Annotated in this window: 18 protein-coding genes and 4 pseudogenes; 13 read left to right on the top strand and 9 right to left on the bottom strand. The window is 51.7% G+C overall.

The genetic code is table 11. The annotated features are described in order from the left end of the window. The first annotated feature begins 202 nt into the window (after positions 1 to 202). The 4 genes and pseudogenes from A6764_RS01870 to A6764_RS01875 all read left to right on the top strand — a co-directional run bounded on the left by A6764_RS01870 (position 203) and on the right by A6764_RS01875 (position 1,997). Positions 203 to 917 (top strand): annotated as a pseudogene (locus tag A6764_RS01870) (transposase). Between the two features lie 141 nt (positions 918 to 1,058). Next, positions 1,059 to 1,142 carry a thioredoxin domain-containing protein gene (locus tag A6764_RS22310; RefSeq protein WP_083989854.1) on the top strand — a complete coding sequence of 28 codons (84 nt, stop codon included), beginning with the start codon at positions 1,059 to 1,061 and terminating at the stop codon, positions 1,140 to 1,142. A 54-nt stretch (positions 1,143 to 1,196) separates the two neighbouring features. Beyond that, entirely contained in the window at positions 1,197 to 1,472 is a 276-nt protein-coding gene (locus A6764_RS22315) for a PCYCGC motif-containing (lipo)protein (RefSeq protein ID WP_083989853.1), read from the top strand. Positions 1,473 to 1,502: 30 nt separating this feature from the next. Beyond that, positions 1,503 to 1,997: a hypothetical protein gene (locus A6764_RS01875; RefSeq protein WP_141669720.1), complete on the top strand. Its 495-nt coding sequence runs from the start codon at positions 1,503 to 1,505 to the stop codon at positions 1,995 to 1,997. A 257-nt stretch (positions 1,998 to 2,254) separates the two neighbouring features. On the opposite strand, the gene A6764_RS22320 is transcribed toward A6764_RS01875, so the two are convergent. The 5 genes and pseudogenes from A6764_RS22320 to A6764_RS01895 all read right to left on the bottom strand — a co-directional run bounded on the left by A6764_RS22320 (position 2,255) and on the right by A6764_RS01895 (position 5,057). Next, positions 2,255 to 2,434 carry an IS3 family transposase gene (locus tag A6764_RS22320; RefSeq protein ID WP_035300954.1) on the bottom strand — a complete coding sequence of 60 codons (180 nt, stop codon included), beginning with the start codon at positions 2,432 to 2,434 and terminating at the stop codon, positions 2,255 to 2,257. Continuing rightward, positions 2,434 to 3,063: pseudogene (locus tag A6764_RS01880) on the bottom strand (IS3 family transposase). The gene A6764_RS22320 and the pseudogene A6764_RS01880 overlap by 1 nt, the downstream one beginning before the upstream one ends. Before the next feature lie 50 nt (positions 3,064 to 3,113). Beyond that, the gene (locus tag A6764_RS01885; RefSeq protein WP_035300391.1) at positions 3,114 to 3,404 is read right to left on the bottom strand and encodes a transposase; all 291 of its coding nucleotides are present in this window, start codon (positions 3,402 to 3,404) and stop codon (positions 3,114 to 3,116) included. Positions 3,405 to 3,489: 85 nt separating this feature from the next. After that, on the bottom strand, positions 3,490 to 4,128 hold the full coding sequence (locus A6764_RS01890) for a hypothetical protein (protein WP_065067521.1): 639 nt from the start codon (positions 4,126 to 4,128) through the stop codon (positions 3,490 to 3,492). A gap of 20 nt (positions 4,129 to 4,148) precedes the next feature. Then, positions 4,149 to 5,057 carry a hypothetical protein gene (locus A6764_RS01895; protein WP_255309719.1) on the bottom strand — a complete coding sequence of 303 codons (909 nt, stop codon included), beginning with the start codon at positions 5,055 to 5,057 and terminating at the stop codon, positions 4,149 to 4,151. A gap of 193 nt (positions 5,058 to 5,250) precedes the next feature. Between A6764_RS01895 and A6764_RS01900 the strand changes: the two genes are divergently transcribed. The 4 genes from A6764_RS01900 (at position 5,251) to A6764_RS01915 (ending at position 9,568) form a co-directional block, all read left to right on the top strand. Then, complete coding sequence (locus A6764_RS01900; protein ID WP_065067520.1) at positions 5,251 to 6,153, top strand: sigma-E factor regulatory protein RseB domain-containing protein; 903 nt, start codon at positions 5,251 to 5,253, stop codon at positions 6,151 to 6,153. Positions 6,154 to 6,662: 509 nt separating this feature from the next. Next, entirely contained in the window at positions 6,663 to 7,697 is a 1,035-nt protein-coding gene (locus A6764_RS01905; RefSeq protein WP_029100517.1) for a FecCD family ABC transporter permease, read from the top strand. 5 nt (positions 7,698 to 7,702) lie between these two features. Next, entirely contained in the window at positions 7,703 to 8,722 is a 1,020-nt protein-coding gene (locus tag A6764_RS01910; protein ID WP_413541979.1) for a FecCD family ABC transporter permease, read from the top strand. Between the two features lie 21 nt (positions 8,723 to 8,743). Further along, positions 8,744 to 9,568 (top strand): ABC transporter ATP-binding protein, encoded by an 825-nt coding sequence (locus A6764_RS01915; protein ID WP_044897668.1) that lies wholly within the window; start codon positions 8,744 to 8,746, stop codon positions 9,566 to 9,568. 273 nt (positions 9,569 to 9,841) lie between these two features. On the opposite strand, the pseudogene A6764_RS22325 reads toward A6764_RS01915, so the two are convergent. Together A6764_RS22325 and A6764_RS01920 are read right to left on the bottom strand one after the other, a co-directional pair. After that, positions 9,842 to 10,096 (bottom strand): annotated as a pseudogene (locus A6764_RS22325) (ABC transporter substrate-binding protein); the annotation flags it as partial. Between the two features lie 84 nt (positions 10,097 to 10,180). Then, positions 10,181 to 10,765 (bottom strand): nitroreductase family protein, encoded by a 585-nt coding sequence (locus A6764_RS01920; RefSeq protein WP_035290211.1) that lies wholly within the window; start codon positions 10,763 to 10,765, stop codon positions 10,181 to 10,183. A gap of 484 nt (positions 10,766 to 11,249) precedes the next feature. Between A6764_RS01920 and A6764_RS01925 the strand changes: the two genes are divergently transcribed. Continuing rightward, positions 11,250 to 13,001 carry an ABC transporter ATP-binding protein gene (locus A6764_RS01925; RefSeq protein ID WP_065067518.1) on the top strand — a complete coding sequence of 584 codons (1,752 nt, stop codon included), beginning with the start codon at positions 11,250 to 11,252 and terminating at the stop codon, positions 12,999 to 13,001. A 14-nt stretch (positions 13,002 to 13,015) separates the two neighbouring features. Continuing rightward, positions 13,016 to 15,124, top strand: a complete 2,109-nt coding sequence (locus tag A6764_RS01930; RefSeq protein ID WP_065067522.1) for an ABC transporter ATP-binding protein — start codon at positions 13,016 to 13,018, stop codon at positions 15,122 to 15,124. Positions 15,125 to 15,248: 124 nt separating this feature from the next. On the opposite strand, the gene A6764_RS01935 is transcribed toward A6764_RS01930, so the two are convergent. Beyond that, the gene (locus A6764_RS01935) at positions 15,249 to 15,782 is read right to left on the bottom strand and encodes a hypothetical protein (RefSeq protein ID WP_065067517.1); all 534 of its coding nucleotides are present in this window, start codon (positions 15,780 to 15,782) and stop codon (positions 15,249 to 15,251) included. A gap of 300 nt (positions 15,783 to 16,082) precedes the next feature. Here A6764_RS01935 and A6764_RS01940 point away from each other — a divergent pair. Continuing rightward, a pseudogene (locus A6764_RS01940) lies at positions 16,083 to 17,420 on the top strand (IS1182 family transposase); the annotation flags it as partial. Positions 17,421 to 17,577: 157 nt separating this feature from the next. Here the strand turns inward: A6764_RS01940 and A6764_RS01945 are convergent. Then, complete coding sequence (locus A6764_RS01945; RefSeq protein ID WP_029100510.1) at positions 17,578 to 17,757, bottom strand: small acid-soluble spore protein H; 180 nt, start codon at positions 17,755 to 17,757, stop codon at positions 17,578 to 17,580. Between the two features lie 168 nt (positions 17,758 to 17,925). On the opposite strand from A6764_RS01945, the gene A6764_RS01950 reads away from it, so the two are divergent. Both A6764_RS01950 and recQ read left to right on the top strand, forming a co-directional pair. Then, complete coding sequence (locus A6764_RS01950) at positions 17,926 to 19,278, top strand: MATE family efflux transporter (protein ID WP_029100509.1); 1,353 nt, start codon at positions 17,926 to 17,928, stop codon at positions 19,276 to 19,278. A gap of 107 nt (positions 19,279 to 19,385) precedes the next feature. Beyond that, on the top strand, positions 19,386 to 21,167 hold the full coding sequence (gene recQ / locus A6764_RS01955) for a DNA helicase RecQ (protein ID WP_065067514.1): 1,782 nt from the start codon (positions 19,386 to 19,388) through the stop codon (positions 21,165 to 21,167). The last annotated feature ends 35 nt before the right edge of the window (positions 21,168 to 21,202 follow it).

Consider the following 21,202-nt stretch of genomic DNA (forward strand, 5'->3'; position numbering starts at 1 on the left):
ATCATACCTAATTACTCGGAATTTATCAATGTATGTTCGAGATTCATATGTCGGATCAGTTCATGTGATTGAACGGGTTGGAATAAAGTTGAGCCCATATAATTGTGTAAAAACGGAGTCTCTTTAAAATAAGAGAGCCATTTCAAAAACCCTCGGTTAGAATGAAGTTTGCGGACACCATTCTAAGAGAGGAGTTTTTGTTATGGCTCAACACCAGATTACTGTAGATTCACAACTTTTGCAGCAACTTTTTCTCGGAAATTCGCAGGATTCGGAGGTGGCCAGCTGTTGGAATCGGTATTGAATCAGGTATTGCAGGCCCAGGCTACGGAACAGCTGTCTGCGGAACCGTACGAACGTACAGATGAACGTCAAGGATATCGAAACGGTACATATCCAACTGACAATGCGGGTGGGAACGATACCCTTCGGGTGCCACGAATTCGAAACGGAAAGTTCTCGACAGAAATGTTTGCCCGCTAAGAGGGGCGTGTTCGCTCTCGCGGCGTGATGCTGGCCTACGGGGTGAATAAGGAAGGCTACCGAGAAGTCCTTGGACTGAAGTATGGAGATAGTGAAACAGAGATCAGTTGGAGCGAGTTTTTTAGCTGGCTGAAAGAGCGAGGCTTACGAGGCGTAGAACTGATTGTGTCCGATCAACATGGTGGGCTCGTACGAGCTATTCGTACCCATTTTCAAGGGGTAACGTGGCAACGGTGTCAGACTCATTTATGCGAAATATCCTCGACGCCACCCCCAAGCAGTTGCAGAAGGAGTTGTATCCCCGTGTTCGTGCGATTTTGGAAGCCCCTGATCTTGAGACGGCCCGGTTATTGATCGGAGCTTTGCTTATGGAGATAGACGAAAAATGGGCAAGCGGCAAAAAGTATCTCGACATGGCAGAGTACTTGGAATAGCGAGAAACGCAGGCAACAAAAGCGGTGTCTAAAGTGACGCGCATTGGCTAATTTTTTTCAAATCGAGGGGAATTTACACACGAATATGGACTTGATCGTTTTACCTGAAGAACTTGAAAACGAAATAGAGAGTAAAAAAGGATATTCGTTTATTTTTTTTCCCCAACTTGTGGTCATTGTAAAAGGACAACACCTGTTATTGGTAAAATAAATAATGAAATGTAAATTGATATGAAGCAGTACAATTTACTTGAATTCAAAGATGGCTGAAAATACAATATTACAGCAACACCTACAGCTGTAAGGTCATATCAAGAACTATTAAAGAAAGTCCCGTGCTATTGTGGATGCATTGATGAGGAGCTTAAGTCTCATGAGTCCCATCAGTCTCATGAATCGCTTTACCATTGCTTTAATCAAAAACAAGAATCAGACAAGATCTACTGGACCGATCATGGAGCTAACTGTGGAATAAGTCTACAAGAGTTGGAGGATGTAACTAAAAAAAGACTTTTATTAATGAATCATACAAATTTTGAATATAGAATCAGGTAGTCTAATAATAGCGGATATAAGGGGGAAAATATGAGGAAATTCATTTGTGGCATGTTACTATTATCTATTTGTATGATAACTGCATGCAGCAAAGGAACTGTTAACGGAACAGGAGATAAAACTGAGCAAAATACATTAAGTTCAAGTATTCAAGAGTCTGTACTAAACTTAATCTCCTCTATAGATATTTCAATAAAAACGATGACAAAAGGTACCAAGTCTAACGAGGTTGTTGTTTTTGCGAACTTTCCATCTAGGGAGATGGATCTTGAGAGAAAATTGACAGCTTTACGTATTGTTAATCAAGTTATCAGAGATAATCCTTCTGTTACTACTATTACTTTATGGGATGATGAAATTTCAGCAAAAGAGTTTGCTGAAGATGGTGCGCAAGATGTAGAATGGGAAGGATTTAACCACCGTGTAGCATTCGCAAACAAAGATGAACATGGAACAAGGGTCTTTTACGCTATAGGAAGAGATGATTTTGAAGATATTTCATTTGGTATGGCTCCAGTTGAGTAAAAAATACTGCTTTTTATGATATGACAAGAAAAAGAAAAAATAGTAAAATTTGAACATAGCATTTGTATTCGCAGTATCTTTTCAGGCAATCCTGCCAGTCTGCCGAACGTATTCGGCTAACAAGAATCGACCAGTTGGTCGCATGAAGGGTTATTCCGCCATGCTTCTAGCTGGTCGTTTTGTTGTGACCGGAGAAATGTTGAAGGAGGGGAGTGGACTTTCCCTAATTTACTTGACACGAAGTTAAGACCAATCTGTTATGAATGTTGTTTTTCATATTCCACTGGGCTCATATAACCCAATGCGGAATGCATTCTTTTCGTATTATAAAACATTTCGATGTACTCGAAGACTGCATTTCGTGCTTCCTTTTCATTGGTGAACTTTCTTGTTTCCGGCATCAGTTCGCGTATTAACGTTTTGTAAAAGCTCTCCATCACGGCATTTCATATGGATCTCCCAAGCGGGACATGCTGAGGATGGCTCCATGTGCTGCCAAGGTGCTTTGGTAACGTCGGCTTGTATATTGCGAACCTCGATCCGTATGTACAATCAGTCCTGCTGACGGGCGTTCCCTTCCAACGGCTTACAAAAAGGCGTCTATCACCAACTGTTCGGTCATTCGGGTGTTCATTGCCCAACCGACAACTTTCCTTGAAAATACATCAAGATAAGTGGCCAGATAGAGAAATCCATGCTGAAGGGGAAGGTAAGTGATATCTCCAACCCAGAGCGTGTTTTTCGTTTGGGCTTCAAACGCACGTTTCACTAAATTGTCCATGATTCCCGATCCTTTTGGTTTCCGTCCGATCCGACTTCGTTTTCGATAAGAAACGGCAGCCAGTCCCATCCGCTGCATAAGGCGAGCGACACGGTTCTTGCTGGTAAACAAGCCGCGTTTGCACAACTCTAAAGCGATCCGGGGACTGCCATATCGACCCTTGAATTCTTTGTACACTTGCAGAATGGCTTCCTCGAGAATTTCCTGGTCGATGGTTCGTTGACTTTTTCTGCGTTTCTTCCAGTCATAATACCCTTGGGGGCTGATTCCAAGCACTTTACACATGAGCCGGACGGATTAGATTTTTACGTGGCTTTGAATAAACCGATACTTGGCTACTCGGGCTCCTTCAAGAATGCCTGAAACTTTTTTAAAATCTCATTCTCCCTTTCGAGTTCTTCCAAGCGCTTTTGTAGCCGTCTGATTTCGAGATCCTTGTTGGCGATTGGTTTCCCGTTACCTGTAAATGCTTCATCACCGTGTGTTTGATATTCATACACCCATCGGCTCAGCATCGTAGGAAGAATGCCTAAAGCCTTCGCAACATGGGAGACCTTCTTTCCTTCATCCATGATCTGCATCACGGCAGCTATCTTGAAGGCTTTGTCATACTTTTTACGCACCATAGAAAAACAACCCCTTTACCCAAAGTTATCCTTAGTCTTAACTCCGTGTAAAGAGGATTGATGAAAGTCCAGAGCGATTATCTATCTAACGGCGTAAGTACAAACCTTCTGTTGTTATAATTGTTCTAAGAATTTCCAAGCTCTCTGAATTTCCAATGAACATGGGCATGTTTAAATCAAAATTTGACCAAATACACACTTGCATTTTTTCAAAAACAAATACAGAAGAAACAGTTTCCCGTAAACCAAGCTCCAGGAGGACTTCTAGGTCAGCAAGCTCTTCAATTTTTAGATTATCACTGTCATTTTTATTAAGTTTTTCTAGAACGGTAATTATTCTATTTTCCTTTTTCTCATTCTGTAAGACTTCTTTGATCCGCTCAGTATTCTCATATCGTAGAGATGTCTCAACCCAAGCATTATCATAAGCCCAAAGTAACTGAAAAACACGAATAAACTTTTGCTCTTCGTTGGTGTAACTGCTTTTCAACACAGGGTTGTCCTCAACTTCGCTAAATGATAAATTAAGGGAAGCAAACTTTGTGTTATCCGCAATTCTTTTAGGAAATCTATCAAGTAGAAAAGATTGTTCTGGAAACCGCGAAAAAATTAAGTCGCTATGTTCTAACAATATCGTACTTGCTTCGGAATCTCTATTTGGATCTTCTTTTATGTTCCATTTCCCTGGAAACATTGACACTACAACACTGTCAAAGTCGTTCATACAAACACCCTATTCTATATTTAGTCACGCAAAATTTTTCCTTTTTTATCAAGAGTTGCAACTCGTTTTCCTTTTGGGTTTTTTAGTTTCCATGCACTTCCTCCATGGCTTTTTTCACCTGCTTTATCAGCGTCTATCTCCCAGCCTGTTTTAGGATCTCTATATGCTTTCCTGCCTTTAACAGGTTGAGTAAACTTCCCTAAATCAACTCCATCACCATCGTCGTTTAACAACTTTTTTGGAATATCGTAAAAGTAAATAATAGCTTCAGCATACAGAGTATTAAATGCCGTTTCAATTTTGGATGCCATACTGCTAAATGCAGCTTTAAACGCACCAACAATACCGTCAAACTTGGCTTCCACTTCATCCCAATATATGCCAACAACTACTCCTGCGCCTACAGCAGTAATTACACCAATAATATCACCAATAGGTAATGGACCGTCAACTGCTGCTGCCGCAATTCCTCCTCCCACAGCCATCATGGAATAGTAGACAGGTCTAGGTAAATTTAACTTACCTAATCGATAAGAGAGGATATCTAATGGTTCACTCGCTGCTTTAGCAACAGATTTTTGTGAAATACTTGTAGATTTTTTCCCTACCTTCTTCTGAACTTTTCCTACCGCTTTTTCATGAAATTCTATTAAACTTGTATCTCCAGCTTCACTTTGCTTAATCATAAATTCTATGAATTTTTGTTGAGCCTCTGGAGAAAGATTTTCAAATATTTTCTTTGCAATTTCTTCATCCGTCAGACTATTAACTGACTGAAAACTCTTATTTAATTTAGACAACGATTCTAAAGCTATCCGGCGTTCTACTGTAGAAGTTTCTTCTCCCTTAGCTAATACAGGAGTTACTAAATTAAAAAGAAGCACAGTAGTCAAGGTTGAAGCTACAATAGTACGTTTTTTCTTAAACATACCATTTCCTCCTAATATAAATTTTTCTAATATACCCTAAAAATAGTTTGTTTTAGGAATAATATAACATGAATATATTTCGAAAAATGTGGTTATTTGTCGAAATTAAAAATTTATGTATTCATAATTTTAAGAAAGGTAAAAATTACTTTCAAAATTAATTATTTTGAATATAGAGGAGGTTAGGTTACGTATGAAAAAAACAATCTATTTTTGGGTCATGCTGATGATAATCTGTTACGGCTGTACAAATAGAATTGCCCAAAACCATACGAGAGAAACCGCTATACAATCAAATACATCAAATTCACACCAAATTGATCACGCAAAGGAAACGAAAGAACAAACCGCAGTCTATGAACCTCCGAAGAAACAGGAAAATTACGATCATCTGACACAAAAAGAAGTGCTCACGAAACTCCTGAATACCGTGGACAACTTTGATACGGCAGTGGGGAAGTTTGAACTCCTGCGAAACGGATATACCACGCTGGTTGAATATAAGATTGCGCCGACAAGCGGCTACAGTAAAAGTACGCATGTTGATAAAAATTCCGGGAAATCGCGCATTCAACATATCTACTATCGGGACGGCAACGTTTGGCTTGTGGATGAGGAAAGGAAAGCAACCCGACGGATGAGGTACAATGCCGATCGTCATGCGGGAACACTTGAGCCGCAGCAGGCTTTTGGCAAGGATTCGCTGGGAAACAACGTGACCCGTTACCGTGAACGTCCACCAATCGGTGCTGCGCAGACTTCGTTGTTTCCTTATGAAATTGCATCCAACTTTACAAGGGATTTGGACAAATGGGAAATTGAAAAACAAGATGAACAACTGCTGGACCATAATACCATCGTATTGAAAGGACTTCTGAATGAGGCTGCATCCAGAAAACAAGGTGCAAGCACGTTTCGTTTCTGGGTTGATAAAGATTCCGGGATTCTTGTGCAGTTTGAACTATACAATGCAAAGGGGGAAGTTGTCGACTACCTCCACCCCATTGAACTCAACGTGAATGTCCCGATTGATCGAAAAGAACTGGAATCGAATGTAGAGAGCCTGTTACAAAAATACCCCGTTGAAAACGAATAGACAAACTGCTTCGTTTCCCGACAACTCCTTGCCATTGAAACCGAATGCGCAGCTCTTCCTTTATTACTCAGAGGGGGTACCAGGGAATGCGACTGCAAAACAAGGCCGTCATTCATTTTACGATCATATCATAATGTGACAGCCGAGATCGGGTTTGCCCTGTTTCGAACGGATGAAGGTACCTATGTATACAAAACGTCGGATGGAGGGTTCACCTGGGAACTGATTCCCTCACGAATAACGGAATCGTGAGACGATGGCGGATGGATTTGCCATTTGTGCGGATCGCAACGTCCGCGTATGGCAAAAAGCGAAATCCCCCCAGCAGTACGTTGACTGCACACGTGCGAGATCCCCTCAAGGGGTCTCGCCGTTTTGTTTGCAGGAGAAAGGTTCTAGCAAGAAACGGCTAGATTATTGACAGGTGCAAATGAAAACCATTATCATTAACCTGTCTAACGTAGCAGTGACAATCATGATTACGGAATGAATGGAAGTGGGTTGCACAAATGTCAGCAGCGTCCAAACCAAAAACTCACATGCAAACCCGGCCCGTCCTGGCTTTGTTCATTCTCCTCGGCGGGTTGATACTGCTTGCGCTTGGTTTGACCCTTTCGATTTCAGTCGGTGCAGCCGACATTCACCTGCTGACGGTATGGGAAGCGGTCTTTCATTTTCAGCCGGATTTGACACAGCACCAAATCATTCAAGAATTGCGATTGCCTCGGGCGCTGTGCGGAGCGATGGTTGGCGCCGGTTTTGCCGTGGCGGGAGCGATCATGCAGGGGATGACCCGCAACCCGTTGGCAGACCCCGGCCTTCTCGGTGTGAATGCCGGTTCGGGCTTTGCGTTGGCGCTTTGTTTTGCGTTGTGGCCCGGCCTGCCTTTTCCGTACGTCATCCTGTTCTCCTTCCTCGGCGCCGGGCTGGGGGCAGGGCTGGTGTATGGAATCGGTTCATTGGCCAAAGGAGGATTGACTCCGGTCAGGCTGGCATTGGCTGGCGCAGCCGTTAGCGCCCTGCTCGTGGCACTTAGCGAGGGCGTGGCGATCTACTACCAGGTGGGGCAGGAGCTGGCCTTCTGGTACGCAGGTGGCGTTGCGGGAACCACGTGGCTTCACATCAGGATCATGTTCCCGTGGATTGTGGCTGGGTTGATCGCGGCACTGATGCTTTCCCGTTCCATCACGGTGCTTAGTCTGGGAGAAGAAATGGCCGCCGGTTTGGGACAGCGAACGGGTCGTGTCAAGCTCGCCGGTGCCGTGATCGTTCTGATCCTGGCGGGGGCGGCGGTGTCAACTGTCGGCATGATCGGCTTTATCGGATTGGTCATCCCTCATGTGGCACGTTTTTTGGTAGGCGTAGACTACCGGTGGATCATTCCGTGCTCCGCGGTGCTGGGCAGTTTGCTCATGGTGTTTGCCGATATCGGAGCGAGAATGATCAATCCGCCTTACGAAACGCCGGTAGGCGCCCTGATTTCCCTGATCGGCGTGCCCTTTTTCCTCTACCTTGCCCGTAGGGAAAGGAGGGAATTGGGATGAAATCCATGCAGGCAGGAACCATGGAACACCGGCGAAAAATCCGCGCAGCCCAGGTCATGGCTGTGCTGGGCGCATTGATTCTCGCGGCGTTTCTCATCAGCATGAATACGGGTTTTATCAAACTTTCGCCTTGGGATGTCATGAAGACGCTGGTGGGCGCAGGCACCGAGAAACAGGAGCTTGTCTTGTTTGACTTTCGGCTTCCTCGTATCGTTCTTTCCGTCCTGGTGGGAGCGGGGTTGGCTGTCTCCGGGGCGATATTGCAAGGCGTTTCCCGGAATGCACTGGCTGATCCGGGCTTGTTGGGAATCAGCGCAGGGGCAGGCCTCGCGGTGATCCTGTTTATTTCCTTTTATCCGATGACGGAAGGCGCTCCTGTTTACCTGCTGCCGTTATGTGCGTTTGCAGGCGCTTCCCTGACCGCCGCCGTCATTTACTCCCTGGCCTTCCGAAAAGGACAGGGCGTTGCGCCGACACGGCTCATTCTGGTGGGGATTGCGGTTTCCGCGGGCATTAGCGCCGCCATGATCGTGCTTACGATCAAACTCAATCCCGAAAAATTCCAATTTGTTTCCGTTTGGCTGTCCGGCAGCATCTGGGGAGCCAACTGGCACTTTGTCATGGCTTTGCTGCCCTGGCTCATGATCCTGCTTCCCTATGTCATGGTGAAGGCACGGGTTTTGGATATTCTTCGCTTGGGAGAACCGCTCGCGATCGGCCTCGGAACTTCCACGGAACGGGAACGGATCAGACTGCTTGCCGCAGCGGTTGGTTTAGCGGGCGCAAGTGTGGCGGTCGGAGGTGGCATCGGCTTTGTCGGTCTCATTGGGCCTCATCTGGCGAGGCGGCTGGTCGGTCCCCATCACCAGTATCTGATCCCCGCTTCCGCACTGGCGGGAGGGCTGCTCCTGCTCGTTGCGGACACACTGGCCCGCTGGATTCTGCAGCCTTCGGAGATTCCCGTCGGCATTGTCGTGGCCATTATTGGCGCACCGTACTTCATCTATTTGCTGATGAAGACCTGATGAATGGAGGCGTAAGTACTTATGGGACGTCTGTACGCAAAGCAGGTAGATATCGCCTATGGTGATCGCATCATTGTGGAACAGTTGAATCTGACCATTCCTACGGGGAAAATCACGGCTCTTGTCGGTGCCAACGGTTCCGGGAAGTCTACGATTCTCAAGACGCTGGCGCGGATTATGAAGCCGAAAGACGGGGCCGTTTTCCTGGACGGGAAGGCCATTCACAGCCAGTCGACCAAGGAAGTGGCGAAGCAGCTTGCCATTTTGCCGCAAAATCCAACGGCCCCCGACGGTCTTACCGTCTCCGAGCTGGTCGGCTACGGGCGGTTTCCTCACCAGAGAGGATTCGGTTCGTTGACGCAGGAAGACAAGCGAATCATTCAGTGGGCGATTGAGGTCACAGGCATCGTGGAATTTCGTGACCGCCCGGTTGAACAACTGTCCGGTGGGCAGCGGCAGCGGGCATGGATCGCCATGGCGCTGGCCCAGCAAACCGATTTCTTGTTTCTCGATGAGCCCACGACGTTCCTGGATATGGCTCACCAACTGGAAGTTCTCGAACTGCTGCACAAGCTGAATCAAGAGGAACAGCGCACGATTGTCATGGTGGTTCATGACCTGAACCATGCGGCGCGTTACGCCCAGCACATGATCGCGATCAAAAAGGGCAAGGTCGTTTGCGAAGGCGCTCCCGATCAGGTGATGACGCATGACGTACTGCGTGAAGTATTCGGGATTGAAGCGGATATTGTTGCCGACCCCCGAACGGGGGTGCCGCTGTGCCTGCCGTATGGGTTGGCCCATGCATCGGTTGAACGAGCGCATTCGCATGAAAAAGGGGCATGACCCCGATGCCATTAAACGAACACGGTACATTCGACGGAAAAAGGTTGGATGTACCGTGTTTTTCTTATAGGAAAAGGGCATGCGTTCCTCGCCAGGGAAAGCGTTGAGGCACAGCAAAAACCCTTCCACGCGTTCGGTGGAAGGGCACAAGGCACAATATGCAAACAGCGGTTGAAAGGTTGCGCTGTTATCCGGGAAATGCGCAGGTTTATGTAACCCCAGGTCATTGTACAGCACATCGAAGTTTTTCGCGCCGTAATAACGAAGTTCCTTGGCCGTTACACGCAAGAACATAACGGTTTCATTGCCGATCGCTTTGGCGATTTTTTCCCGTGCGTCTTTGGCTTTCTGCTCATAGGCTGCAATGACTTGTTTGGCCTCGTCTTCTTTTCCTACGATTTCAGCCGTCTTGATGAACGTTTGCCGCCAATCCTTCACGCCGTCTTTGGTTTCAGCGGGCTTGATGATGACGGTTGGCGCAATTTTGGACAACTGTTCGTAGACTTTGGCAAAAGCATCGCTTGCCACGATCAAGTCGGGCAATGATAAGCGCGCAAAGAAGCAGGCCAATCCATGGTTGACGTGAATAAAGCAACATCAGGTTCCTCCGTGTTATGGCTTCAGATTTTCAAACAGGGTGAGTTTCTCTTCAGCGGGCGTACGCGGTTTTGGTTCCGGAATCTGTTCGCTGTCGAAAAATCCCAGATGCAGAAACCCGACGATTTTCTCTCCGGGTTTTACCCCCAGCAGTTGGCGAACCTTGGGGTCCCAGTTGTGGTTGTTGGTTTTCCACACGACGCCAAGTTTCCGTTCCCATGCCAGCAGCTGAAAGTTCTGGATCATGGCGGCTGATGCCGCAAAGTCTTCTTCCCATTGTTTCGGTCGAGGGTCTTCCGACATGATGACAATCAAAAAGGCGGAAGCCTGCGCGTGAAAATAGGTGCGCATCTTGTCCTGCTGATCGTTCGGAAAGGCCTGAAGAAGATACTCGATGAAGCGTTCCTTTTCGTCTGTGGACACGAACAGAAAGCGCCAAGGCTGCCTCAACCCGTGAGTGGGGGCCCAGACGGCGTCATTGAGAAGATCGATGATCAGTTCCTTGGTAACAGGCTCATTCGTAAAGGAACGTATCGTTCGTCTTTCACGAATGATTTTGGCTATGGAAGTTGGTTCTTCCGCTCGCACGTGCTTCACCATTCAGCCGCCACCTTTCGCTGATAATGAAAATCATTATTACTAATCCATTATAATGGGGTTCATGCCAAGAAACAAGCAAGAAATGATAGGGGTTCTCGCATTCGCCTCAACTGCCGGGGCAGTGAACAGTGGCGATGTCCGGTCACGGGAACACGGGAAAATCAATTTACAGATTCATCCATTCGTGATACCGTACCAGTATACGCAAAGGATGAAATTTTCTGGAAAGGAGGCTGTCTGTCATGATCAGGATTTGGATTCCGTTTGATGCCGGTCGCAACTCCATATCTCATGACGTGACCTCCCTCCTGACGCGAAGAGCAGTACGGTGCACACGAGCCCTTTTCGCTGCGTAAGCGTAAGCAGGCGCAGGTCACGCACCCTCGTGGCATGCGCTTTTCCTATCGTTGACTCGCTGTGACAAAGCACACCGCTTCCGAGTGGTGTGCTTTTTTGTCTGGAAATGAATGAGGAGGGGAACAACATGCTGTCGGTCATACGAAAGCTCGGATGGTTTTTCAGGCAGGAGTGGAAACGGTATACGCTGGCCGTGTCGCTGCTCATTTTTGTCGGCATCCTGGAGGTGATGCCGCCGATGATGGTGGGCCGCTCGATTGACGCCATTCAGCACGGTACGCTGACGTGGGCAGGGATGACGCAGACGCTGCTCTTGCTGGTCGGCATCGCGGTGGTCGTGTACCTCATCACCTACGTGTGGATGTATCAGTTGTTTGGAGGGGCGTTCGTGGTGGAGCGGCTGATGCGGTCCCGGCTGATGCGCCATTTTCTCAGGATGAGCCCGCCCTTTTTTGAACGGAACCGCACGGGTGACCTGATGGCGCGGGCGACGAACGACCTGCAGGCGATTTCGCAAACGGCCGGCTTTGGGATTTTGACGTTCATTGACTCCACGGTTTGGATGGCGACGCTCCTGGTGACGATGATTGCGTTTGTCTCCTGGAAGCTGACGCTGGCGGCCATTTTGCCGCTGCCGATCATGGCGGTCCTGATCCGTTTTTACGGGAAATGGATGCATGCGCGGTTTACGGCGGCGCAGGACGCGTTCGGGGAGATGAATGACGGAGTGCTGGAGACGATCTCGGGCATTCGCGTGATCCGGGCCTACGTGCAGGAGCGGGCGGCGGAGAAGCATTTTGCCGACGTGACCCGGGACGTGCTGGAGAAAAATCTGGCCGTCGCCAGGATCGACTCCCTGTTCGAGCCCACGATCAAGATGTTTGTCGGGGCCAGTTACCTGATCGGGCTTGGGTACGGGGCCTCCCTGGTCTTTCACAACGAATTGACGATCGGCGGGCTGGTGTCCTTCAACGTGTACCTGGGCATGCTGATTTGGCCGATGTTCGCGATCGGCGAGATGATCAACGTGATGCAGCGGGGCAATGCCTCTCTGGACCGGGTCAATGAAACGCTCGGCTGTCCGCCTGACGTTCCCGAACCGGAGGAGACGATCGCGGTGGAACGTCCCGAACGGATCGCATTCAAACACGTGACGTTTCGCTATCCGACGTCTGCCGTCAACAATTTGGAGGACGTGACCTTTACCCTGGAAAAAGGTCAGACGCTGGGGCTGGTGGGACGCACCGGCAGCGGCAAAACGACGCTCGTCAAGCAATTGCTGCGGGAATATCCGCCGGGAGAAGGGTCCGTCACCATCTCCGGCATCCCGATCGACCGGATCGACATGGACCGGCTGAAATCGTGGTACGGGTATGTGCCGCAGGAGCAGTTTCTGTTCTCAAGAACGGTGAGGAACAATATTGTATTTGGCAATGGCGGCGCGACAGCGGAGCAGTTGGACGACGCGATCGCGGCATCGGCCTTCCAAAAGGATTTGGCTTACCTGCCGCACGGGTTGGAAACGCTTGTCGGGGAAAAAGGCGTCGCGCTCTCGGGCGGACAGAAACAGCGGGTCTCCATCGCGCGGGCGCTGATTGCCGATCCGCCCATTCTCATCCTGGACGATGCGATGTCGGCGGTGGACGCACGGACGGAAGCGGAGATCATCGCCAACATCCGCCGGGCGCGTGCCGGCAAAACGACGATCATCACGGCGCACCGGCTCTCCGCCGTTCAACACGCCGATCTCATCCTGGTGCTCGACGAGGGACGGATTGTGGAGCGGGGCACGCACGATCAGCTTATGGAACAAGGCGGCTGGTACAAGGAGCAGTTTGAACGCCAGCAAGTGGAAGCAAAACTGACCGGGAGCGGGTGAAACAAAACGTGAGTATGGAGAAGGAACAGTACGATTTGGAGATGGACCGGACCGCCGGCAGCCTGGCCAAGACAGGCAGGCGGCTGATGCGTTACGCGCTGCATTTCAAAACCTCGCTGATCCTGGCGCTGCTCATGCTGGCCGTCGCCGTGGGCACGGACCTGGCCGGGCCGCTCATCGCCAAGCGGATGATCGATGTGCACATTTCCGGCATCGAGCAGCCCTGGTACGAGACGAAGGCGGAAGGGCCGTATGCGGTCGCGTACGGCGAAACGCTGTACAAACGGGCCGACCGCTTTGCCGCCGACGAGCCGCGCGGTGCGGAGGTCAGGGTGCTGCAGGTGAACCGGGATTACTATTTTGTCGAAAGCCCGCTTGCTTTTGACGGCGATCGATCCATCACGGAAAACGGGCGCTTGATGATCACAAAAGGGGAGCAGATGAAGACCTATGAAGCGCGCAGGCTGACTGCCGGGGAGATGTTCATGTTTTTCCGCCCGGAGATGAACGGGCTGCTTGACCTCTGCCGGGTCTATTTCGGGCTGCTCGTCATCTCGGCGCTGTTCAGTTTCGGTCAGCGGTACCTGCTGCAGGCTACGGCCAACCGAATCATCCGAAAAATGCGGACGGACGTGTTCGCTCACATTCACCGGCTGCCGATCCGCTATTTTGACAACCTGCCGGCGGGAAAGGTCGTGTCGCGGATCACCAACGACACGGAATCGATACGAGAGCTGTACGTATCGGTGTTGGCCAACTTTTTTACCGGTTCGATTTACATGATCGGGGTGTTTGCCGCGCTTTTCGTGCTGGATGTCCGGCTGGCGGCGATCTGCCTGTTCATCGTGCCCGTGCTGGCGGTGTGGATGTACGCCTACCGGCTGTTCGCCAAGCGGTACAACCGCGTCATTCGCTCCACCGTCAGCGAAATCAACGCCATGATCAACGAATCGATCCAGGGGATTGCGGTGATTAAGGCGTTTCGCCGGGAGAAACAAACGGAGCGGGAGTTCGAGGAGTACAATACCCGCCACTTCACGTACCGGAGCAAGCTGCTCAGCTTGAACGCCCTGACCGGCCACAATCTGGTCGGGGTAATTCGGACGATCGCCTTTGTGGCGCTGATCTGGTATTTTGGCGGCGTCTCCATCGCCGGAGCGGAGGGAGCGATCTCGCTCGGCGTGCTGTATGCGTTTGTCGATTATCTGAACCGGCTGTTCCAGCCGATTGTCGGTATTGTGAATCAACTGCCCAACCTGGAGACCGCGCTTGTCTCCGCAGAGCGGGTATTCGTCCTGCTCGACGAGGAGGGCGAAGACGTCTCGGACCAGAAGATGGAGCGGTACCGGGGGAAAGTGACCTTCGAAGACGTATGGTTCGCCTACAAGGATGACGAGTATGTGCTCAAAGGCATTTCGTTTGAGGCGATGCCGGGACAGACGGTGGCGCTGGTCGGACATACGGGGTCCGGGAAAAGCTCCATCCTGAATCTGCTCTTCCGTTTTTATGACGCAAGCCGCGGACGCATTGCCATCGACGATCGGGACATTCGCGAGATGCCCCGGCAGACCGTGCGGGAGCACATGGGCATCGTGCTGCAGGACCCGTTCCTGTTTACGGGAACGATCGCGTCCAACGTGTCGCTGGGTGATCCTGCCATCTCCCGGGAGCGCGTGGAAAAGGTGCTGAGCGAGATTGGAGCGGATCGCCTGCTCAAGCATTTGCCCAACGGCATCGACGAGCCCGTGGTGGAAAAAGGCAGCACCCTGTCGGCGGGCCAGCGGCAGCTCATTTCGTTTGCCCGCGCGCTTGCATTTGATCCCGCCATCCTGATCCTGGACGAAGCCACCTCCAACATCGACACGGAAACGGAAGCGATCATCCAAGAGGCGTTGGACGTGGTGAAAAAGGGGCGGACGACGTTTATCATCGCGCATCGGCTGTCGACGATCAAACACGCCGATCTGATTCTCGTCCTGGACCGGGGCGAAATCGTGGAGCGGGGAGACCACGAGACGCTGATGAAGCTGGGCGGCCGCTATTATCACATGTATCAGCTTCAGCAGGGAGAGCGGGTGTCATTCAGCGAGACGACGGGGACACTGTCTCCGGGCATGGTGTAAACCGCGCAAGAACAAACTCCCTCGCAGCCGCAGCCGGCAGAGGGAGTTTGCCTGCAAGCAAGAGGGGATCACGTTCATGCGCGCGCATGGGGGAAGGACGTGCCGGATCGGACGGGAACCGTTTTCACCCGTCCCGCCTGTCTCCCATCGCCTCGGCGATGGCTTCCGCCAGCTTTTCGGGATGGTGGGAGCCGATAATCAGCAGTTTGTTGTCGTTCAACCGCAGTTTGACCCCGCGATTTCCGCTGACGATGTAGGCCCATCCGCCGGGAAACCATCTGATACCCCATCCGCCAAAATCCCAGAACGGGCTGAATTGGCACACGTCACGCGACGCAATGTCCGCGTAGGGGATGCGGCGGCGGACGAAGGGGAAATAGCGGATTGACACCCCCTGTTCCGTTACCTCCACCACCAGTTTGGACAAGAACAGCGCGGTGATCAGGAACGGAAGCACAATACCCAACAACATCCAGGTGATCCACGCTTCCGCCGCGGACATTGGCTCATCAACCGTTCTTCCCAAAAAAATCCGCTGGTAGAAATCGTACGAAAAGGTGGACACCATCAAGATATCGATGGCAATCACAATCACCCACAGCCATATCTGCCGAAAACGCTGAACTTCGCGATAGTACACGGTTTCATCAGCACGCATTTCTCTGATCCTCCGCTTCCATCATGGGTTCCGTTCATCAGCATCCTTGTTTTGATTATACATCAATCATCACTGATATCCATCGTGCCGCATCCGTGTGATCTCCCCACGCCCTACGCCGATCACTTGTTTGCCATCGGTGAGACAAATGACCGTTGGCGTTTCACCGCGAACAACGAAGAAACCTCCTTATCCGGAGGTTTCTTCGTTCCAGCGTGTAGACAAAGTACCGAAGGTACAAGGTCTACACGCTTTTTTGTCGAATAAACATGACATTCAACGCTTTGTAGAGGTGGAAGCATGCTGAACAAACAACAGGCCGAAGGTCGTTATCAGATATCCGTAGTCTCGTTAGATGAATTGGTTCCACAAGATCATCTCGTTCGCAAAATCGAAAATGCCATTGACTTTTCATTCATCTACGACTTGGTGAAAGACCGGTACTCTCTCGACAACGGAAGACCCAGCATTGACCCCGTCGTCCTCATCAAAATGGTGCTCATCCAGTACCTGTTTGGAATCCGTTCCATGCGACAAACCATCAAAGAGATCGAAACAAACATCGCCTATCGGTGGTTTCTGGGTTACGACTTTACACAACCGATTCCCCACTTCACTACGTTCGGGAAAAACTACGTACGGCGATTTCAAGGAACCGATCTGTTTCAAAAGATTTTTACTCGTATTCTCGAGGAGGCTTGCCATCATGGATTTGTAGATTCCTCGGTCCTGTACATTGATTCCACCCATGTAAAAGCCAGTGCGAACAAGAACAAATACATCAAACAACTTGTCCAAGAAGAGCGGAAGAAGTATCAGGAACTCCTTGAAGAAGAATTGAACCAGGATCGCGTGGAGCATGGAAAGAAGCCATTGCCAAAAAAGACTGAAACAGCCTGGAAGGAGGTGAAACAAAGCAGTACTGACCCCGACAGCGGTTGGTTTGTCAAAAACGAAAAAGAGCAGACGTTTGCGTATTCGTTTCATGCAGCAAGCGACCAACATGGTTTTGTCGTTAGTGCCGTGGTAACGGCGGCTAACGTTCATGACAGTCAGGCCTTTTCGGATGTTTTCGAACAAGCCGTGGAACGCGTAGGAAAACCGGATGCCGTGGCAGTAGATGCCGGATATAAAACGCCTTACATTAGCAAGTGCCTGTTGGATGAAGGAATTCGCCCCGTGATGCCTTACACCCGTCCTCACACGAAGGAAGGGTTATTTCGAAAGCATGAATACGTGTATGATGAATACTTTGATTGCTACATCTGTCCTGCCGGACAGGTTCTTACCTACGAAACCACCACTCGTGACGGCTACCGTATGTACCGTTCCGACCCAGGCGAATGCAACCATTGCGCATTCCGCCCCCAGTGTACAGAGAGCCGGGAGGCTGTGAAGCGAGTCAGTCGTCATATTTGGGCGGATTACCTAGACGAAGTGGAGCATCTGCGACATACCGAAGTGAATAAACGCCTTTACGCACGCAGAAAAGAAACCATTGAGCGCGTATTTGCGGATTTAAAGGAGAAGCATGGTTTGCGTTGGACCACTTTACGAGGACTGAAAAAAGTGACAATGCAGGCGATGCTTGTCTTTGCTTGTATGAATTTAAAAAAACTGGCCAATTGGCTATGGAAGTCAGGCAAAGGGAGGCACAATGCCTTTCATTTTCGCTTCATTTTCGAATACATACAGGACAAAAACTCCCTCGACTGCAATGGCAACGAGGGAGTTTGTCTGCAATCTGCAACGAAGAAACCTCCTTATCCGGAGGTTTCTTCGTTCTTTGCCTATCTTAATGCTCAATCAAACGATTCAACGGCACCGTCTGTTCCTTTTCCGGCTCACCCAGGGGATAGATGCGGGCCGTTTCGTTCTGTTCATCGACATGCTGGATGTAGACGGGAGTGCCGTCGCAGGTCACGTTTGCCATGACGGGGGAAGCGGCAATTTCTTTTGCCCGTTGTTTATTCATCGTCCTGCCCTCCTTGTCGTTGTTGCCAGTGATATTGTGTGCCCCCGGCGTTATTCATATGCGGACGCGGACGGGATCGCATGGTAGAATAGAGCGGAGCCATCTTTTGGATGAGAGCGGGGCGGATCGATTTCGCCGCGTCTGCCGTTTTCGGAGGATGAACAAACCATGCATCAAACGCACACGCTCCAAGAAAAACTGCGTCAGTTCCTGTCCGTTCTGCTGCCGATTCTGGTCTCGCAGTTGGCCCTGTTTGCCATGACCTTCTTTGACACCATCATGTCGGGCCACGCCAGTCCCGTCGATCTGGCGGGCGTGGCGATCGGGTCGAGCATCTGGGTCCCGATTCAGTCGGGGCTGACCGGTATCCTGCTGGCGGTGACGCCGATGGTGGCCCAACTGGTCGGCGCCATGCGGAAGGATCAGGTGCCGTTTACGGTCATGCAGGCGCTCTATTTGTCCGTCGTGATCGCCGTCGCCGTCATCCTGTGCGGCGCGCTGGTTCTCCAGCCGATTTTGAACAGCATGAATCTGGAGACGGACGTTCGCGACATTGCCCGGCGATTCCTGATCGCGCTGTCGTTTGGCATCGTGCCCATGTTTGTCTACACCGTGCTGCGCTGTTTTATCGACGCGCTCGGCATGACGCGGGTGACGATGGTCATTACGCTGATTTCCCTGCCGATCAACGTCGCGCTGAACTACGTGCTCATTTTCGGGAATTTCGGGTTTCCCCGGCTCGGGGGCGTCGGTGCGGGGGTGGCATCGGCCATCACCTATTGGTGCATTGCCCTGATCAGCTTGTACGTGGTGCATCGCGTCGAGCCGTTTACCGAATACAGGATGTTTTCGCGGCTGTTCCGCGTGTCCTTGCCCGCGTGGAAAGAGCTGCTCCGGCTGGGCGTGCCGATCGGCTTCTCGATCTTTTTCGAGGTGAGCATTTTTGCCGCCGTCACGCTGCTGATGAGCCAGTTCAACACGGTCACGATCGCGGCTCACCAGGCGGCGATGAATTTCGCTTCGTTTATTTACATGGTGCCGCTGAGCATCTCCATGGCGCTCACCATCGTGGTCGGGTTTGAAGTGGGGGCGGAACGGTTCCGGGACGCGCGCCAGTACAGCTACCTGGGAATCGGGATCGCCCTGGTGATGGCGAGCTTGTTCGCCGTCGGGCTGTTCCTGTTTAGCGAACAGGTGGCCGGCTTTTACACGACCGACCCGGACGTGCTTCAGCTTACGCAGCAGTTCCTGATGTACTCGATTCTGTTTCTCCTGTCGGACGCGGTGGCTGCCCCGATCCAGGGCATTTTGCGCGGGTACAAGGACGTGACGGTCCCGTTCGTCGCCGCGCTTGTCTCCTACTGGGTGATTGGCCTGCCGCTCGGCTATCTCTTGGCCAACTACACCTCCCTGGCCGCGTTCGGGTATTGGATCGGCCTGATCGCCGGCCTGGCTGCGGGCGCCGTGTTTTTGTTCGGCCGGCTGCTTCTGATGCAGCGGCGGACGGTCAAAGCGACGTAGCTGTTTTTATCCCTGTCTCGCATGGTATAAGCAATCCGAGAGCAGTCCCCAAGCGCTCTCGGATGCTTTTTTGCGCAGACTCATGAAAAGTAAAGGGGTGGATCACGTTGTTGAAACAAGCGGAAGACATCCTGCACAAGCACTTCGGCTACCCGTCGTTTCGGGAGGGGCAGAAACAGATCGTCCACAGCCTGCTGTCCGGCCGCGATACCGTGGGCATCATGCCGACCGGGGGCGGGAAGTCCATCTGCTATCAGGTCCCGGCCCTGCTGTTCGACGGGCTGACGATCGTCATCTCCCCGCTCATCTCGCTGATGAAAGACCAGGTGGACGGGCTGGTCAGCGCGGGGATTCCCGCCACCCAGATCAACAGCACGCTGGATTACGCGGAAGTGCGCCGCCGGCTGGAGCACGCCCGCCAAGGGGCGTACAAGCTGCTGTATCTGGCGCCGGAGCGGTTGGAGTCGGAACACTTTCTTACCTGGGCCAACGAACTGCCCGTGTCGTTTGTCGCGGTCGATGAAGCCCACTGCGTCTCGCAGTGGGGGCACGATTTCCGCCCCAGCTATCTGGCGGTTGCCCGGTTCGTCCAATCGCTGCCGAAACGGCCCGTCGTGGCGGCGCTGACGGCTACGGCTACGCCCGAAGTGACGGAGGACATCCGCCGGCTGCTCGGGCTGCGGGACGAAGCCGTCTTCATCTCCGGCTTCGCCCGGGACAACCTGGTCTTGTCCGTGCGCAAAGGTGAGGACCGCCGCCGCTTTGTGCTGGACTATCTGCGGGCCCATCCGGAGCAGGCCGGCATCGTCTATGCGGCGACCCGCAAAGAGGTGGACGGGCTGTACGAGTACCTGCGGGAGCGAGGGTTGTCCGTCACCCGCTACCACGCCGGCCTGAGTGAAGCGGAGCGGGCGGGCAACCAGGAGGCGTTTCTGTTTGACGACGTCCGGACGATGATTGCCACCAACGCGTTTGGCATGGGCATCGACAAGTCCAACGTCCGCTACGTGATCCACTACAACATGCCGAAAAATCTGGAAGCCTACTACCAGGAAGCCGGACGGGCGGGCAGGGACGGCGCCACGAGCGAGTGCATCCTGCTGTTTCACCCGCAGGATATCCAGACGCAAACGTTTTTGATCGAGCAGAACCAGCTCGCGGATGAGCGGAAAGAAGCCGAATACAAAAGGCTGTACGCGATGATCGATTACTGCCGGACGCCCCGGTGCCTGCTGCAGCACATCGTGCAGTACTTCGGCGAGACGTCGGCGCAGGCCTGCGGCCGATGCGGCAACTGCACCAACGAGGCGGAACTGGCGGACATCACGGTGGAGGCGCAAAAGATCTTTTCCTGCGTCAAGCGGATGAGGGAGCGCTTCGGCGTCTCGCTGACGGCCCAGGTATTGAAAGGCTCGAAAAACAAAAAAGTGGCCCAGTTTGGTTTTGATAAGCTGCCCACCTATGGGGTGATGAGCGAGTACACGGAGCAGGAGATTGCCGACCTGATCCATCTGCTGATTGCCGAGGGATATCTGGGCATGACGGAAAGCCGATATCCGGTCGTGACGCTGGCGGAAAAAGCGATCCCCGTGCTGAGAGGGGAAGAGAAGGTGTGGCAAAAGGTATGGGTTCGCCCCTCCAGGCGGGAAGACGACGACGAGCTGTTTGAACGGCTGCGGCGGCTTCGCAAGGAGATTTCCCAGCGCGAAGGCGTGCCGCCCTACGTCATCTTCCACGACAGCACCTTGCAGGAGATGAGCCGGCTGTGTCCGACCGACAAACGGGCGATGCTTGGCGTCAAAGGCGTCGGCGAGTCGAAGTTTGAGAAGTACGGCGCGATGTTTTTGGCGTGCTTGCAGGCGTACGCCAATGAGAAGGCCGGTGTGTGAACACGCCGCCCGCACAGCAAAAAGCCGTGACACGA

Origin of the sequence: Brevibacillus sp. WF146, from assembly GCF_001673705.2 — a bacterium.
GTDB classification, from domain to species: Bacteria; Bacillota; Bacilli; order Brevibacillales; family Brevibacillaceae; genus Brevibacillus; species Brevibacillus thermoruber.